This is a genomic window from Macrococcoides bohemicum, from assembly GCF_016865215.1.
In the GTDB taxonomy this organism is placed as follows: Bacteria; Bacillota; Bacilli; order Staphylococcales; family Staphylococcaceae; genus Macrococcoides; species Macrococcoides bohemicum.
On sequence record NZ_CP054482.1, the window covers coordinates 1 to 18274 of the forward strand.

Here is an 18274-nt window from a genome sequence, read left to right on the forward strand (position 1 = left end):
GTGTATAGTTTGTGGATAAACTATTCAAGCCTGTGTTTTATGTTTATTCACATTTTTAATACTGTGTATAACTTTGAAATTTTTTTATAAGAAAGAGGAACATTATGAGTGGAATCGATACGATATGGGATAAAGTTTTAACAAAATTACAGACAAAACTAACGAACGCAAGTTACGATACTTGGTTTAGTGAAACAAAGATCAAATCTCTGGATAACAATCAAATCGTTATTTTAGCACCAACTTCTTTCAATGCAGACTGGCTGAAAAAAAATTATTTAAACTTAATTCAGGAAGTAATAGAAGAAACTATTGGAGAACATTTAAATATTAAAGTCATTTCTGATGAATTTGATGATTCCGAAACTGATTTTCAGGCAAATAAACCTACTGAAAGACCTGCTTCTCAGGAAATTTTGCCAAGTCAACTCAACACTGATAATACATTTGACACTTTCGTCATCGGAAGCGGTAATCGCTTTAGTCATGCAGCAAGTTTAGCAGTTGCTGAAGCACCAGCAAAAGCATACAATCCGCTGTTTATATATGGTGGTGTAGGTTTAGGTAAGACACATCTAATGCACGCCATTGGTCATTACGTTATGGAACATAAGGAAAATGCAAAAGTCGTATATACTTCAAGTGAAAAGTTTACGAATGAATTCATCAATTCTATTAAAGACAACAAAACTGAAGAATTTAGATCGAAATATCGTAACGTTGATGTACTACTCATAGATGATATTCAGTTTTTAGCTGGAAAAGAATCGACACAAGAAGAATTTTTCCATACATTTAACGAACTTCATCAAAATCATAAACAAATTGTAATTTCAAGTGATCGTGCTCCCAAAGAAATACCTACTTTAGAAGAACGTTTACGCTCACGTTTTGAATGGGGACTAACAACAGACGTTACCCCACCTGATCTTGAAACACGTATCGCAATATTACGTAAAAAATCAGAGGAAGAAAATATAGAGATTCCAAATGAAGCAATGCTTTATATCGCTACTCAAATTCAATCAAATATTCGTGAACTTGAGGGCGCTCTAACAAAAGTTGTTGCCTATTCTAAATTAGTAAACCGTGAACTAAACTCTGATTTAGTAGCTGAGGCTTTAAAAGATATTATCGCTTCTAGTAAACCAAAGAAAGTAACCATTCAGGATATTCAGGAAGCTGTAGGTGCATACTATAACATCCGTCTAGAAGATTTCAGTGCAAAAAAGCGTACTAAATCTATTGCATTTCCTAGACAAATTGCAATGTACTTAGCACGTGAGCTCACTGACTTCTCTTTACCTAAAATTGGTGAAGAATTTGGTGGAAGAGATCATACCACTGTTATACACGCTCATGAAAAAATCAGAAAAGAATTAGAACATGATAATAGTTTAAAAAGTGATTTAAAAAATATCGAAAAAGATATCAAGGGGTAATGTTAAAATTGTGCATAACTTTTTGATACATATAAACAAGTTATGCACATGTGGATATCTTCTCCGGACTCAGTTCAATAGACTTATCCACCTATTCACAGCCCCTATTACTATTATTACGGTTTTAAAAGAGATAAAATATATATAAATATCATTTTAAGGAGCTTATTCATTATGAAATTTACAATTCAAAGAGATCACTTTATTACTCAATTGAATGATACATTAAAAGCCATTTCTCTAAGAACAACTTTACCAGTATTAACAGGTATTAAATTAGATGCTTTTGATAATAAATTAGTATTAACAGGGTCAGATTCAGAAGTATCTATTGAAATTACGATTCCAACTGAGCAAGGAGACAATGAGATTTTATCTGTTGATACGAAAGGCTCAATCGTATTACCAGGTCGTTTCTTTGTAGATATCATTAAAAAATTACCTGCAGATACTGTAACGATTGAAACAAATGATAACTTCCAGGCAAAAATTACATCAGGACAATCAGAATTTAATGTATCTGGTATTGATTCAGATCAATATCCATTATTACCTCAAGTAAGTGAACAAGAAGCGATTACTTTACCAATTAAAGTATTAAAAAATATTATCAAACAAACTAATTTCGCAGTGTCCACGTCAGAAACACGTCCAGTGTTAACAGGTGTTAACTGGCTGATAAGCGATGGTATATTAAACTGTACTGCAACAGATTCACATCGTTTAGCTTTAAGAAAGCTTCAACTGGAAAACACGAACATTGAAACAATCAATGTCATTATTCCAGGAAAAGCATTAAATGAGTTAAATAAAATTATTGATGATACTGAAGAAACAATTGATATTTTCTTTGCATCAAACCAAGTATTATTCAAAGTCGGAAATATTAACTTTATTTCACGTCTGCTTGAAGGAAATTATCCAGATACATCACGTTTATTCCCAGAAAGCTATGAGACGGCGTTATCTATTAATAACGGAGACTTCTTCCATGCGATTGATCGTGCCTCTCTACTGGCTCGTGAAGGGGGAAATAACGTCATTAAATTATCTGCTTCAGAGAATGCAGTAGAATTATCTTCTACTTCACCTGAAATCGGTACGGTGAAAGAAGATGTTAAGACAAATAAATTTGAAGGAGAAGGTATCAAAATTTCCTTTAACTCAAAATATATGATGGATGCACTACGTGCCATTGATAATGATGATGTTCAAATTGAGTTCTTTGGAACGATGCGACCATTTATCCTGAAACCCGAAGCAGATGAAAATTTAGTTCAGCTTATTTTACCGATAAGAACATATTAATTTAAAAGCTTAAGCCAGATTCTGGTTTAAGCTTTTTGTTTTGACAAATAAAGTTTTTATTTTGACAAATATACTTGTCATAAAATATGCTATATATTACAATTTTAAGTGAGATAATACTATTTTCTTAAAGTATGGAAATCCTCAAAAACTATGATGGAGGTAGCAAAATGCTGATTCTGGAGAATGTTAGTAAAGAATTTAATGATTTCAAAGCAGTAGACAATGTCAATATTTCTGTACCTGCTGGTGAGATGCTTGGTTTCTTAGGCGGAAATGGTGCGGGAAAAACGACAACATTTCGCATGATTTTAGGTCTTCTATCTAAGACGGCAGGAATAATTACATATAACGGTAAACCGATTGATTATTCTGTTACTGATCAAATTGGTTACTTACCTGAAGAGCGTGGCTTGAATCCAAAATTAAAAGTAAGTGAACAAATTCAGTATTTAGCCCAGTTAAAAGGTATGAATAAAAAGGATATTGATAAAGCTCTAGATTATTGGCTCGATCGTTTCGATGTACCAGAAAATAAAAATAAGAAAATCGAAGACTTATCTAAAGGTAATCAACAAAAAATTCAATTGATCGGTGCCATTATACATCGCCCCTCTTTACTTATTCTTGATGAACCTTTTAGCGGTCTTGATCCAGTGAATGTAGAACTGTTAAAATCAGCTGTTAAAGAAATCAATGAAAATGGTGCTACTATTGTATTTAGTTCGCATCGCATGGAACATGTAGAAGAGATGTGTGAACATGTGTGTATTTTGAATAAAGGTAAGACGGTTGTTTCAGGAGAAATTAAACAAGTGAAACATGATTTTGGCAAGAAAGAAATCATTATCGAAGGACAACATGATTTTAGTACGTTAGCGAATGTTCCAGGCGTAACAAAATTTAGTCAAAATAAAAATGATGTGCGTATTCAAATTGCTAATGGAGAGGTAGCACCTATCATATTCGATGCTGTTAAACAAATGGGCTATATTTCAAGATTCCAGGTCAATGAACCATCTCTAAATGAAATATTCATTGAGAAAGTAGGTAATAGACATGAATAAATTTATACCGACATTTTGGTTAACATTCTGGAAAAAAGTATCGAGTAAATCTTTTGTCATTTCGACGTTGATCGTAATACTTGCGATTATCGCATTAAGTAACGCTGATAAAATTTATGATTTCTTTGATAAGAGCGAAGATGATATTACTGTTATTACTTCCGAAGACAAAACATTATCAACTGTATTTAAAGATGAATATCAAAAATTAGATAAGAAAAAGAAGTTAAAGATAGTTGATCTTGAAGCGGGGAAAAAAGGGATAAAAAATGAAAAATATAAAGTATTGATCGAAATTAAAGAAAATACAGATAAAACAATTGAAAGTAAAGTTTATACACTAGATAGTTTAGGTACAGATGAATTGATGCAAATACAATCTACATTGACTGCTTTTCAGAGCAATAATATTGCAAAGTCACTAAATCTTGCACCTGATAAATTAGCAAAAGTGCTATCACAAGCCAAAGTTGATAATGAAGTTATTAAACCATTAGATGCTAACGATAAAGTGTCTGAGGAAAGTAAAGCAGTAAATACAGCGTTAGTGTATGCAGGAATCTTTTTAATTTTCTTTATTACAATTAACTATGGAAGTCAAATTGCTACAGAAATTGCACAGGAGAAATCATCACGTGTCATTGAAATGATCGTCACAAGTATTTCACCAATCACACATTTAATGGCTAAGATTATTGGGGTCATTGCAGTAGCGTTAGTACAGATTATCATCTATGCGCTTACAATTTTTATATGTGTTCAGGTGTTTAATTTAAATAAAACGATTGAAAGTTTTGGATTTAAATTTACACAGGAAAATGTTCGTGTACTTATGTATGCACTTATTTTCTTAATTTTGGGCTTATTGCTATATATCAGTTTAAGTGCAATTGTCGGTTCATTAACAAATCGTATTGAGGATATAGGTCAAGCCATAATGCCGGTCACATTTTTAAATATGGCTGCATTCTATATTGCGATGTTTAGCTTAACAACACCAGATACACTACTTGTAAAGATTACAAGCTTTATTCCTTTCTTCACGCCACAAGTAATGTTACTCAGAACCATTTCTCAGAAAACGAGTGATGTTCAGATTATCATCGGTATTATTATTTGTATCATAACGATTATTGCACTGTTTTTTATCTCAGCAAAAATATACAAGGGCAGTGTATTCAGTAACGATAAAGGACTAATCAAGAACTTTAGAAGAGCATTGCAAACAAAATAGTTCACAAAAGATTAATTATTTTATTGTGGCAATGTTATTTTATTTAATATAATATTTATACTATGTATAAGATGATTAAAAAAAATTGTATTACACAATAAAGTGAGGTAGAAAGAATGAAAAATAAAGGTTCCTTAATTTTTACAATGGTACTTACATTGTTTGTAGTTGGTGCTCTGGCAGCGATGGTTATGATGAAACAAAATGATAAAACACCTGAGAGTGAGTCTACAGCGCCGGTTACTAATCCAAATATAGGGGTGAAATTAACCAATGATATTGATACAAAAGATCAACCACAGCTTGGTAAAGAAAATGCGAAAATAAAGATCATTGAATTTGGAGATTTTAAATGTCCTGCATGTAGATATTTTGAAACAGATATTAAACCGGACATCCAAAAGAAATTTATTGATACGGGCAAAGCAGAAATGTACTTTATTCATTCACCGTTCCATGGAGAAGAATCTTTACTTGGTGGTTTAGCCGGAGAGACAGTTTTAAAGCAAGAGCCTGAGAAATATTGGGAATTTCATAAAGCATTATTTGAACTACAACCCAATGCTGATCAATCATGGTTAACGATGAACGCTATTAAAAAAGCGGCAAATCAAGCAGGTATTAAAGATATTAAAAAGCTTGAAAAAGCAATTGAAGAAAATAAAGAAAGTTCTGGGGTCAATAAAGATATCGATTTAGTGAAAAAACATAATATCTCTGCAACGCCAACTATTATCGTAAATGGTAAGGAAGTAAAGAATCCTATGGATATTAATGAGGTTGAAAAAGCGATTGAAAAGGCCGCTAAATCATGAGAAATACTAAATACTTTTATATTTCCTGGGTAATCGCTCTTGTGGCTACTTTAGGTAGTTTATATTTTTCGCAAATCAGACATTTTATACCATGTGAACTATGTTGGTATCAGCGTATACTAATGTATCCATTAGTTGTCATTTCAGGATTTGCAGCCTTTGTTAATGCATATTATATGAAATACATGATAATGATATTTTCAGTAATTGGATTGTGTTTTTCAATATATCATTACCTTGAACAAAAACTGCCCGGATTTGCTGGTATTAAACCATGCGTAGGTGGAGTGCCATGTAATACGCAATATATAAATTATTTTGGTTTTATTACAATTCCATTTTTAGCAGGGACTGCATTTTTGTTAATCACCGTAATGATGTTACTGGTTAAAAAGTCAAATTCAGATATAAAATAAATGAATTTTAAAAATATGTAATATTCATAAATAAAAGCGTTGAATGATAAGCATTCAGCGTTTTTATTTATGTGAAAAAACATGCAATTTTTAAAGATTAAAGGTATAATTATATAATGACTGACATGGAATAGGAGTGAACCGTGAATGGTAAATATAGTCGAACTAAATAGTGAGATTACGTTAGGTCAATTTCTAAAAGCAGAAGGGATTATCTCAACGGGCGGACAAGCGAAATGGTATCTGCAGGATAACCCGGTAATGTTGAACGGAGAAGAAGAAAACAGACGTGGTAAAAAGCTTCACCAGGATGATCTTTTAGAAGTTGAAGGCGAAACTTACAAGATTACTTACACGGAAGCATAATGAAGTTAAAAGCATTATCTTTATCGCATTATCGAAATTATGATTCCGTCAAATTAGACTTTAGCGATGAAGTAAATATTTTGATAGGTATTAATGCACAAGGAAAGACAAATCTTTTAGAAGCGATATATTGTTTAGCGATGGCTAAAAGTCACAGAACTTCAAATGATAAAGAACTAATTACCTGGGGTGAACAATTTAGTCATATTGAAGGTGACTTAGAATACCGACATGGCATCATGCCATTATCACTCACAATTTCATCAAAAGGTAAAAAAGCGAAAGTGAATCATTTAGAACAAAAGAGACTGACTGAATACATCGGCCATATGAATGTCGTTTTATTTGCACCCGAAGACTTGAATTTAGTTAAAGGTAGTCCGCAAATAAGACGCCGATTCATCGATATGGAAATCGGCCAGATATCTGCTGTTTATCTTAATGATTTATCAAACTTTCAAAGAATACTCAAACAAAAGAATCATCATCTTAAGCAACTTAAACTATCAGGCAATACTGATACTACGATGCTTGAAGTATTGAATGAACAATTTGCGGAATATGCGGTAAAACTTACGCAGCGACGTAAATCATTCATTGAAAAACTGGAGGAGCTTGCCTTACCTATTCATCAAGGCATTACAAAACAAAAAGAAAACTTAAAATTACTGTATGTATCAAGTCTTGAATATATTGATGACACACAAGCCATGATTGAAGCTTGTGTTTCATTGCTAAATAAAGAAAGTAAACGTGAGATAGAACGTGCACAAAGTTTATTTGGCCCACATCGTGATGATATTACGTTTGCCATCAATGATATTGACGTGCAAACGTACGGATCACAAGGTCAACAAAGAACGACAGCTTTATCAGTGAAACTTGCTGAAATAGAATTGATTAATCTGGAAGTGGGAGAATATCCGATTCTATTGCTGGATGATGTATTAAGCGAGCTTGATGATTTAAGACAGACACATTTACTTACTACAATTCAACATAAAGTTCAAACATTTGTAACAACAACATCAGTGGATGGTATTGAACATGAAACAATCAACAGAGCGAAATTATTTAATGTTTCTGATGGACATATTTCGACTAATTGAAGGCTAGGTGACAATCTTGGAACAAAATTTAGATCAATATGGTGCTGACCAGATACAAGTATTAGAAGGATTAGAAGCAGTTAGAAAAAGACCAGGTATGTATATCGGCTCTACTGCATCACGTGGATTACACCACTTAGTATGGGAAATCGTTGATAATAGTATCGATGAGGCATTAGCAGGATATGCGGATGAAATTGAAGTAGTGATAGAAAAAGATGACTGGATTAAAGTTACAGATAATGGGCGTGGTATTCCAGTTGAAATGCATAAGAAAATGGGTCGTCCTGCGGTAGAAGTTATCTTAACAGTATTGCATGCCGGAGGTAAATTCGGCGGTGGCGGATATAAAGTTTCTGGTGGTTTACACGGAGTAGGTTCTTCTGTCGTTAACGCACTATCATCAACTTTAGAAGTATATGTACATAAAGATGGACAAATTCATCATCAGGCGTATCATCAAGGGGTTCCTGCTTTTGATTTGAAAGTTATTGGTGAGACAGATAAAACAGGAACTGAAATCCGCTTTAAAGCAGATCCGGAAATATTTACGGAAACAACAGAGTATGAATATGAGATTTTACAAAAGCGTATTCGTGAACTTGCATTCTTAAATAAAGGTATTAAGATTATAGCTCGTGATGAACGCGAAGAAGAAGTGATTGAAGATGAGTATCACTATGAAGGCGGTATTAAATCATACGTTGAATTATTAAATAAATCTAAAGAAGTATTATTCCCTGAACCGATTTATATTCATGATACACGTGACGATATTGAAGTAGAAATTTCAATACAATATAACAATGGTTACTCAACAAACCTTTTAAGTTATGCAAATAATATCCATACATATGAAGGTGGAACGCATGAGGATGGCTTCAAACGTGCATTAACACGTGTCATTAATAACTATGGTGTTAAAAATAAACTGATTAAAGAAAATGATGAGAAACTATCCGGGGAAGATGTACGTGAAGGAATTACTGCGGTAGTGTCTATTAAACATGGTAATCCTCAGTTTGAGGGACAAACGAAGACGAAACTAGGCAATACAGAAGTACGTCAAATTACAGATAATCTATTTGCGGAAAACTTTGAAAGATTCTTAATGGAGAATCCGCCTGTTGCACGTATTATCGTTGAAAAAGGTATTATGGCATCACGTGCACGTCTTGCTGCGAAGAAAGCGCGTGAAGTAACACGACGCAAATCGGGACTTGAAGTTTCTAGTCTTCCAGGTAAACTTGCCGACTGTTCTAGTAAAGATCCATCAATCAGCGAATTATATATCGTTGAGGGAGACTCTGCCGGTGGTTCAGCGAAATCAGGTCGTGACTCTAAGACTCAGGCTATTTTACCGTTACGCGGTAAGATATTAAACGTTGAAAAAGCACGATTAGATCGTATTTTAGGAAATAATGAAATCCGTTCTATGATTACAGCGATGGGTACTGGTATCGGCGGCGAATTTGATATTTCTAAAGCACGTTATCACAAAGTTGTTATTATGACGGATGCGGATGTTGATGGTGCGCATATTAGAACACTATTACTTACTTTCTTCTATCGTTTTATGAGACCGTTACTTGAAGCGGGATATATTTATATTGCACAACCACCATTATTTAAAGTGGAGCAAGGAAAGAAAAAATATTACGTCTATAATGAACGTGAACTTAATAAATTAAGAGAAGAATTACCAGCAACACCGAAGTGGCAATTAGCACGATATAAAGGTTTAGGTGAGATGAACGCTGACCAGTTATGGGAGACAACAATGAACCCTGAGAACCGTTCGATGTTACAAGTAACTTTAGGTGATGCGATAGAAGCAGATGAAGTTTTTGAAATGTTAATGGGAGATGTTGTTGAACATCGCCGTACATTTATCGAAGAAAACGCGGTTTATGCAAACGTTGATGTATAAAGATAGTATTTTAAGGAGGCGCCATTTATGGCTTTAGAGCACGATTCAAAACTAAAAGACCAGAATATTGTCAAAGAGATGAAGGATTCGTTTCTTGACTATGCGATGAGTGTAATCGTTTCTCGTGCGTTACCAGATGTACGTGATGGTATGAAACCCGTACATCGTCGTATATTATACGGAATGAATAATCAAGGTATGACACCAGATAAACCCTATAAGAAGTCTGCACGTATCGTAGGAGATGTTATGGGTAAATATCACCCACACGGTGACTCTTCAATTTATGAAGCAATGGTTCGTATGGCACAGGACTTCAGTTATCGCTATATGCTCGTTGATGGACAAGGAAACTTTGGTTCTATGGACGGCGATGGTGCAGCTGCGATGCGTTATACAGAGGCACGTATGTCTAAGATTGCTATGGAATTAATGCGTGATATCAACAAAGATACGATTGATTTTACAGATAACTACGATGGTAATGAACGTGAACCAGTCGTGCTACCTTCTAGATTTCCTAATCTACTTGTCAATGGTGCATCAGGAATTGCGGTTGGTATGGCAACAAATATTCCTCCGCACAACTTAACGGAAGTTATTAACGGTGTTTTAGAATTAAGTAAAAATCCTGACATTTCGATTCCTGAATTAATGGAGTTTATTCAAGGTCCTGATTTTCCTACTGCAGGCTTAATATTAGGTCGTAGTGGTATCCGTCGTGCATATGAGACAGGTCGTGGATCTGTTATTATGCGAGCGAAGACGTTAATTGAAACCCGTCCAAACGGTAAAGAAACGATTATCGTAACAGAAATCCCTTATCAGGTGAATAAAGCACGTTTAGTAGAGAAGATCGCTGAGCTTGCACGTGATAAAAAGGTTGATGGTATTACAGATTTACGTGATGAGACAAGTTTAAAAGAAGGTGTACGTATCGTAATTGATGTACGCCGTGATGCGAACGCAAATGTTATCTTAAATAATTTATATAAATTAACACCGTTACAAACTTCTTTTGGTGTGAATATGTTAGCGCTTGTTGATGGACAACCGAAAGTTTTAAATATTAAACAAGCAATCTATCATTATTTAGAGCACCAAAAAGTAGTAGTTCGTCGTAGAACGCAATATAACTTGAAGAAAGCTGAAGATCGTGCACATATTTTAGAAGGATTACGTATTGCATTAGATCATATCGACGAAATTATTGCTTTAATTCGTGGTTCAAAAAATGATGCTGAAGCGATGGAAGGATTAATGGAACAATTTAAGCTTTCTGAGCGTCAGGCACAAGCAATATTAGATATGCGTCTACGTCGATTAACAGGACTTGAACGTGACAAAATTGAAGAAGAATACCAGGAATTACTGAAATATATTGATGAATTAAGAGCCATCTTAGCAGATGAAGAAAGATTACTGGAAATTATTCGTGAAGAATTAATTGAAATCCGTGAAAAGTATGGTGATGAACGTCGTACAGAAATCACAGCAGGCGGATTTGATCATTTAGAGGATGAAGATTTAATCGATGAAGAAAATATCGTTATTACGTTAAGTCATAATAACTATATTAAACGTTTACCAGCATCGACTTATCGTACACAACACCGTGGTGGACGTGGTGTTCAAGGAATGAATACTTTAGACGAAGACTTTGTTAGTCAAATGGTAACGACCTCAACTCATGATAACGTATTATTCTTTACGAATATGGGTCGTGTTTACAAAGTTAAGGGATATGAAATTCCTGAACTATCTCGTCAATCAAAAGGAATACCAATCGTTAACGTATTAGAACTGGAAAAAGATGAAAAGATTAGCACGATGATTGCGGTGAAAGACTTAGAACGTGAAGATGCCTTTATTATATTTGCGACGAAACAAGGTATTATTAAACGTACGAATCTTTCTCATTTTGCGCGTATTAATAAAAACGGTAAGATTGCAATTAACTTTAGAGAAGACGATGAACTGATTGCTGTACGTTTAACAGATGGTAATAAACAGCTAATTATCGGTACAAAAAATGCATCACTCATCCGTTTCGAAGAAGATAAACTGCGTCCACTCGGAAGAACAGCTGCAGGTGTAAAAGGTATTTCATTACGCGAAGGCGATGAAGTAATAGGACTTGACGTTATTGAATCTAATGGTGAACATGAAGTATTGATTGTTACTGAAAATGGATATGGTAAACGTACGGGTGAAGCAGAATACCGTATTTCTAACCGTGGTGGTAAAGGAATTAAAACAGCAAGTATTACCGAGAAGAACGGTAATCTGGTATGTATCACAACAGTTAACGGTGACGAAGATATTATGTTGGTGACGAATCAAGGTGTAATCATTCGTTTAGATGTTGCTGAATTCTCTCAAAATGGTCGTTCAGCGCAAGGTGTACGCTTAATTAAGTTAGGTGAAAGTCAACTTGTTGCGACTGTTGCGAAAGTGGAGAAAGAAGAAGCTGTCGATGTAATCGATGAAGATAAGTTGCCAGGTGAAGTAATTGCCAAACAAGAAACAACATTAACTGAAGAAGCATTAGAAGATAATAATGAAGATATAGAAGCTGAAGATGGTCATGTAGTTGGCACGCTCGAAGATGAAGAAGATGACGCTCAAAAAGATATTTTAGAAAGTTCATCTTTTGATGATATTTTTAAAGACGAAGAAGAAACTGAATAAAATTGTAAAGAACTAAAGCCAATTTTTTAAGTTGTGCTTTAGTTTTTTTATTTCCTGAGTAATATTGAAATCACTTCAATATTGCTGGAAACGTTTTATATGTTTTTTGAAGGCGTATTATTTGAAGTAAGCATGTATTCGTACTAGCATTTAAATTGTAAAAAAATATAACTTTAATTAGGAGCGTTAATATTATGAAAAAATCTGGTGGAGATTTATTCGTTGATACATTAATTAATCATGGTGTGACACATGTATTCGGAGTACCTGGAGCGAAAATAGATAAAGCATTTGATGTTTTAGAAGATAGAGGTCCCGAAGTCATTGTGACACGTCATGAACAAAATGCGGCACTTATTGCACAAGGTATCGGTCGTATCACAGGTAAACCTGGCGTTGTACTTGTAACGAGTGGACCAGGGGTAACCAATTTAGCGACAGGATTAGTGACGGCAAACTCTGAAAGTGATCCGGTCGTTGCGATTGGGGGTAATGTTAAACGAGAAGACAGTTTAAAACGTACACATCAATCATTAGATAACGCTGGTCTAATGAGTCACGTTTCTAAGTATTCAGTTGAAGTTCAGGATGCGAACAGTATTTCTGAAGCAGTTACGAATGCATTCCGCGCCAGTGTTGAAGGACGTAAAGGTGCAGCATTTGTAAGTATCCCACAAGATGTTATATCAGCAGAAAACGTGGAGGTGGATGCTATTGAAGTGAAAGAACCACCTGTTTTAGGACCGGCACCCAATTTTGAAATTGATACATTGGCTGAAAGAATTAAACAAGCAAAGTTACCAGTATTTTTACTTGGGATGCGTGCCTCTTCAGAAGAAAATACTTTAGCGATAAGAAAATTTATGGCAAATAATGCGATACCAGTTGTAGAAACCTTCCAGGGTTCTGGTATTATTTCAAGAGAATTAGAAGAGCATTTCTTCGGAAGAATTGGCTTATTTAGAAATCAGCCTGGTGATGAATTATTAAAACATGCCGATTTAGTAATATCAGTAGGTTATGACCCAATTGAGTACGATCCAGTTATATGGAATAAAGAAAATGAAAAGACAATTATTCATATAGATGAAGTGCAAAGTGATATCGATAATCATTATGCACCGGTAACTGAATTAATTGGTAATACTGCGCTCACAATTCAACGATTAGATGAGAAATTAGATCCAGGTGATATTCAGCTTGATGAAAATGCTCAAAAAATATTATTAAATGTGGCACAAATGATTCAAAAGAAATATGAATTGCCTGAAGATTACATGAATGCTGAGAAAGTAAATCCTAAACATATTGTTAAAGCAGTACGTGAATTAATTGATGATGAAACAACAGTTACTGTAGATGTAGGGTCTTTATATATTTATATGGCACGTTATTTTAGAAGTTATGCACCACGTCATCTATTGTTCTCAAACGGAATGCAGACATTAGGTGTAGCGCTACCATGGGCGATTGCAGCATCAATCGTTCGACCAGGTAAAAAGATCGTTTCTATGGCAGGAGATGGAGGTTTCTTATTCTCAGGTCAGGAACTTGAAACTGCAGTTAGACTTAAAGCGCCAATTGTACAACTTATTTGGAATGATGGCCATTATGATATGGTTAAGTTCCAGCAGGTAAGTAAATATGGTAAAGGTGCAGCAGTTGACTTAGGACCTGTTGATTATGTTAAATATGCTGAATCTATGGGTGCAAAAGGATATAAAGTGAATCACTCTAGTGAGTTAGAAGATATTCTGAAGAAAGCAATGGCAGAAGAAGGACCGGTTATTGTAGATATTCCTGTAGATTATAGTAACAATGCTAAATTAATGGAAGATTTATTACCAGACGCTACAAACTAGGAGGATAACGATGAATAACTTATATCAATATTCAACAATGGGTGCACTTGTAGGAGGCATGTTTGAAGGAACATTTAAAATGTCAGATGTACTTTCAACAGGAAACTATGGTATCGGAACAATGGATGGATTAAATGGTGAACTGATTGTTTTGGATGGTACACCTTATTTAATTGAAAGTACAGGGAAAGTACGCGTTGTATCACCTGAAGAAACAACACCATTTGCAAGTATGATGGACTTTAACCCGACAAAGACATTAACTTTTAAAGGTAGTTTAAATAAAGAATACTTAGACGAAGAAATATTAAGAGCAATGCAGGGCATGAACTATTTTCATGCAGTAAAGATTACAGGTAAATTTAAATTGATTAAAGCAAGATCAGTGAAGAAACAACAACAACCATATCCAAAACTTGTTGAAGCGGTTAAAGAACAAGGCTATTTTGATATTCATGATACTGAAGGGACATTGTTTGGTTTTTATACACCTCATTTCATTATGGGCATCGGTGTTGGAGGTTATCATGTGCATTATTTAAGTGACGACGTGACACAGGGTGGTCATGTATTTGATTATGAAATTGAAGATGTGAAAGTTGAACTTGCTTTGCAGGAAGATTTTATCTTAAAAATGCCGGATACTAATCATTATCGTGAAAATGATTTAAATGATCCGGAAATGCTTAAAGATATTGAAGCAAGTGAATAGAAAAACAATCCTGAATCATTTGATTCAGGATTGTTTTTCTATTCCTCTAGCTTTTTCATCATATAAGGTAATTCATCGATAATACGGCTTGCTGGTACAACATACATTTCCTGAGCTAATTGATCTCCGATTAAGCTATGAATGAAAACAGCTTGTTTAATTGCTTCTCCTGTATCGAATTGACCTAGGAAACTTGCGATAATACCTGCTAATGCATCTCCCATACCGCCTGACGCCATTGCTGCATTACCGACAGTGATTTTATAATCACCGCTTTTCAAATATAATTCTGTTTCATGTTTCTTTAATATAACATGTGCACCTAATTCATCAGCTTTAGCACGGTTACGTTCAGGTGTCTGTTCTGCAATAGGAATGCCGCTTAATCGTTCCCACTCCATCTGGTGTGGCGTGAAGATAACATTACATTTTGGTAACGGATGTTTTAATTTGCTTAATATAGTAATAGCATCTCCATCTATAATTAACGTTTGATGTTCCTGAATATGTTGAAATAATAATGTTAAAACATTATTCCCCTGGAAATCCAGACCAAGTCCAGGACCGATTAAAATACTATCTGCGTTGTCTATTAGCTTTGTCAGGCGTTTTATATCATTAATGTCAGAAACCATTGCTTCAGGACATCTTGAATGTAATGCTGTATGATTTGTATTGTGCGTAGCAACTGTTGTGAGTCCCCCACCACTGTATACACAAGCACGAGCTGCCATCATAATTGAACCACCCATATTCTGGTTGCCTCCGATGAGCAATATGCGACCATAATCCCCTTTGTGTGTAAGTACTTTGCGTTTTGGTATGCTGATAGACTCAATAATTTGCATGATCATTCTCCTTATAATGTGATATCCTTATTCGCTATAGAATGACATAAATAGTTGTCATTCTTATATCCATATGATACTATATTATCAAATTAGATAATAAATTTGTCATTTGGGATAAGTAATGTTGAAGTAATTTTAGAGACATAGCGGTTGGTGTAAGCTATGATACTACATACATGAAATTCTACCCATAATTAAAGTTTGGCAAACCGGTGATGAGCCGTTATGTAATGGAGAGAATAGTTGAGACGAAAGTATTAACTATTAATTAGGGTGGCAACGCGTAAATACCACGTCCCTTTTCGGGATGTGGTATTTTTTTGTACCCAAAAATAAAATTAGGAGGCAATCAACATGTTAGACATTAAATTATTTAGAAATGATGCTGAGTTTGTTAAGAAAAAATTAGAAATGCGTGGTATCGATACGTCAATCGTCGATGAAATATTAAATTTAGATTCTAAAACACGTGAATTGACTGCAAAGACTGAGGAATTAAAAGCGAAACGTAATAAAGCAAGTGAAGAAATCGCACTTAAAAAACGTAATAAAGAAAATGCAGATGATGCAATTGAAGCAATGCGCACAGTTGGTGATGAAATTAAAACAATCGATGCAGAATTAAATACAGTATCTACAGATTTACGTGATAAATTAGTACGTTTACCTAACTTAGTAAGTGATGAAACGCCTTTTGGTAAAGATGAAGATGATAATGTAGAAGTTCGTAAATGGGGTACACCACGAACGTTTGATTTTGAGGCGAAAGCACACTGGGATATCGTTGAAGATTTAAAGATGGCTGACTTTGAACGTGCTGCTAAAGTATCTGGTGCACGATTTGCTTTCTTAACTAAAGACGGTGCGCGTCTAGAGCGTGCTTTAATGAACTTTATGCTGGATACACATCGTGAAAATGGCTATCAGGAGATGGTGACACCGCAACTTGTAAATGCTGATTCTATGTTTGGAACTGGTCAATTACCGAAGTTTGAAGAAGACTTATTTAAAGTTGAGAAAGAAGGATTATATACAATTCCTACTTCAGAAGTGCCATTAACAAACTTTTATCGTAATGAAATTATGACATCTGATATGTTACCGACTAAATTTACTGCGATGACAGCTTGTTTCCGTAGTGAAGCAGGATCAGCGGGTCGTGATACACGTGGATTGATTCGTATGCACCAATTCAACAAAGTTGAGATGGTTCGTTTTGAAACACCTGAAAATTCATATGCAGCATTAGAAGAAATGACGCGTCATGCAGAATCAATATTAGAAAAATTACAAATCCCGTACCGTACGATTAATTTATGTTCTGGTGATATTGGGTTTGGAGCAGCAAAAACATATGATGTTGAAGTTTGGTTACCAAGCTATAATGCATATAAAGAAATTAGTTCTTGTTCGAATATGACTGATTTCCAGGCAAGACGTGCAAATATCCGTTTCAAACGTGATAAAGATGCGAAAGCTGAATTTGTGAATACATTAAACGGATCAGGTCTTGCTGTAGGTCGTACATTTGCAGCGGTTGTTGAAAACTATCAAAATGAAGATGGTTCAATTACTGTGCCGGAAGTACTTGTTCCTTACATGGGCGGACAAACAATTATTAAATAATCTGAATAAAAAAATAAATTGTTTAAAATAATTTAGACAAGGTATCTATAAAAGAGGTACCTTGTCTTTTTGTTTTAAAAATATGACAATCAAAAAACAAAAAAACAAAATAATATATTTTTTATACTTGCATATATAAAATATATCTGATATATTTTATATATAAGTTAGAAATAAGGAATGATTACACATGTTTAAAAAGCTTTTTGGTAAAGACAAAGCAACAAAAACTAAAACAAATAACGAAAGAGGTAATTTAACGATGACAAATTTTACTTTAGACAAAACACACTCAGGAATTGACTTTTCAATTAAACACATGATGGTTTCAAAAGTTAAAGGAGAATTTACAGATTTCGATGTAACAGTTACTGGAGACATTAATGATTTATCTTCTTTAAATGTTAAAGCATCAGTTAAAGTTGATTCAATTGATACAAACAATGCTGATCGTAATGGTCATTTAAAATCTGGAGATTTCTTCGATGTAGAACAATACCCAGAAATCACTTTCGTATCTAAATCATTAACAAACAACACAATTACAGGTGACTTAACAATTAAAGATGTTACAAACGAAGAAACATTTGATTTAGAATTCAATGGAGTTCACAAAAGCCCAATGACTGGTGGAGATGTGACTGGTTTAGTAGTATCAGGATCAATCAACCGTGAAAAATATGGTTTAACTTGGAACCAAGCGTTAGAAACTGGCGGCGTTATGGTTGGTAAAGACGTTAAATTTGAAGTTGGTGCAGAATTCGCAATCGAAGGTTAATTTATAATTTTTAGACTGCCTAATTATTAGGTAGTCTTTTTTTTTTTGTATTTTTAATAAAAATGTA

At 34.3% G+C, this 18274-nt stretch carries 15 protein-coding genes and 1 other annotated feature; of the genes, 14 read left to right on the top strand and 1 reads right to left on the bottom strand.

Going from position 1 to position 18274, the window contains the following annotated elements; translation table 11 throughout:
• Positions 1 to 104 precede the first annotated feature (104 nt).
• From dnaA to budA, 12 genes are all read left to right on the top strand, one after another.
• On the top strand, positions 105 to 1442 hold the full coding sequence (dnaA, locus tag HT586_RS00005) for a chromosomal replication initiator protein DnaA (RefSeq protein ID WP_096077757.1): 1338 nt from the start codon (positions 105 to 107) through the stop codon (positions 1440 to 1442).
• A gap of 171 nt (positions 1443 to 1613) precedes the next feature.
• Positions 1614 to 2750, top strand: coding sequence for a DNA polymerase III subunit beta (gene dnaN, locus HT586_RS00010; protein ID WP_238999363.1), 1137 nt, complete (start codon positions 1614 to 1616; stop codon positions 2748 to 2750).
• 170 nt (positions 2751 to 2920) lie between these two features.
• Positions 2921 to 3817 (top strand): ABC transporter ATP-binding protein, encoded by an 897-nt coding sequence (locus tag HT586_RS00015; protein WP_203545902.1) that lies wholly within the window; start codon positions 2921 to 2923, stop codon positions 3815 to 3817.
• Positions 3810 to 5051 carry an ABC transporter permease gene (locus tag HT586_RS00020; protein ID WP_203545903.1) on the top strand — a complete coding sequence of 414 codons (1242 nt, stop codon included), beginning with the start codon at positions 3810 to 3812 and terminating at the stop codon, positions 5049 to 5051. The genes HT586_RS00015 and HT586_RS00020 overlap by 8 nt, the downstream gene beginning before the upstream one ends.
• A 116-nt stretch (positions 5052 to 5167) precedes the next feature.
• A complete protein-coding gene (locus tag HT586_RS00025; protein WP_203545904.1) occupies positions 5168 to 5866 on the top strand; it encodes a DsbA family protein in 699 nt (232 codons plus the stop codon).
• Complete coding sequence (locus tag HT586_RS00030) at positions 5863 to 6282, top strand: disulfide oxidoreductase (protein ID WP_203545905.1); 420 nt, start codon at positions 5863 to 5865, stop codon at positions 6280 to 6282. The genes HT586_RS00025 and HT586_RS00030 overlap by 4 nt, the downstream gene beginning before the upstream one ends.
• A 147-nt stretch (positions 6283 to 6429) precedes the next feature.
• A complete protein-coding gene (gene yaaA, locus HT586_RS00035; protein WP_096077751.1) occupies positions 6430 to 6648 on the top strand; it encodes a S4 domain-containing protein YaaA in 219 nt (72 codons plus the stop codon).
• Complete coding sequence (gene recF, locus HT586_RS00040) at positions 6648 to 7757, top strand: DNA replication/repair protein RecF (RefSeq protein WP_096077750.1); 1110 nt, start codon at positions 6648 to 6650, stop codon at positions 7755 to 7757. Before yaaA ends, recF begins: the two co-directional genes overlap by 1 nt.
• A gap of 7 nt (positions 7758 to 7764) precedes the next feature.
• Positions 7765 to 9687, top strand: coding sequence for a DNA topoisomerase (ATP-hydrolyzing) subunit B (gene gyrB, locus HT586_RS00045; RefSeq protein ID WP_269152409.1), 1923 nt, complete (start codon positions 7765 to 7767; stop codon positions 9685 to 9687).
• Between the two features lie 27 nt (positions 9688 to 9714).
• Entirely contained in the window at positions 9715 to 12378 is a 2664-nt protein-coding gene (gene gyrA, locus HT586_RS00050; protein WP_096077748.1) for a DNA gyrase subunit A, read from the top strand.
• A gap of 194 nt (positions 12379 to 12572) precedes the next feature.
• Positions 12573 to 14240 carry an acetolactate synthase AlsS gene (gene alsS, locus HT586_RS00055; RefSeq protein ID WP_096077747.1) on the top strand — a complete coding sequence of 556 codons (1668 nt, stop codon included), beginning with the start codon at positions 12573 to 12575 and terminating at the stop codon, positions 14238 to 14240.
• 10 nt (positions 14241 to 14250) lie between these two features.
• Positions 14251 to 14952 carry an acetolactate decarboxylase gene (gene budA / locus HT586_RS00060; protein ID WP_096077746.1) on the top strand — a complete coding sequence of 234 codons (702 nt, stop codon included), beginning with the start codon at positions 14251 to 14253 and terminating at the stop codon, positions 14950 to 14952.
• Positions 14953 to 14990: 38 nt separating this feature from the next.
• Here the strand turns inward: budA and HT586_RS00065 are convergent, their stop codons facing one another.
• On the bottom strand, positions 14991 to 15800 hold the full coding sequence (locus HT586_RS00065; RefSeq protein ID WP_096077745.1) for an NAD(P)H-hydrate dehydratase: 810 nt from the start codon (positions 15798 to 15800) through the stop codon (positions 14991 to 14993).
• 99 nt (positions 15801 to 15899) lie between these two features.
• Positions 15900 to 16106, top strand: a binding site (T-box leader).
• A 51-nt stretch (positions 16107 to 16157) separates the two neighbouring features.
• Between HT586_RS00065 and serS the strand changes: the two genes are divergently transcribed.
• Together serS and HT586_RS00075 are read left to right on the top strand one after the other, a co-directional pair.
• The gene (gene serS / locus HT586_RS00070; RefSeq protein ID WP_096077744.1) at positions 16158 to 17429 is read left to right on the top strand and encodes a serine--tRNA ligase; all 1272 of its coding nucleotides are present in this window, start codon (positions 16158 to 16160) and stop codon (positions 17427 to 17429) included.
• Positions 17430 to 17691: 262 nt separating this feature from the next.
• Positions 17692 to 18207, top strand: a complete 516-nt coding sequence (locus tag HT586_RS00075; protein WP_203546509.1) for a YceI family protein — start codon at positions 17692 to 17694, stop codon at positions 18205 to 18207.
• Positions 18208 to 18274: the final 67 nt, after the last annotated feature.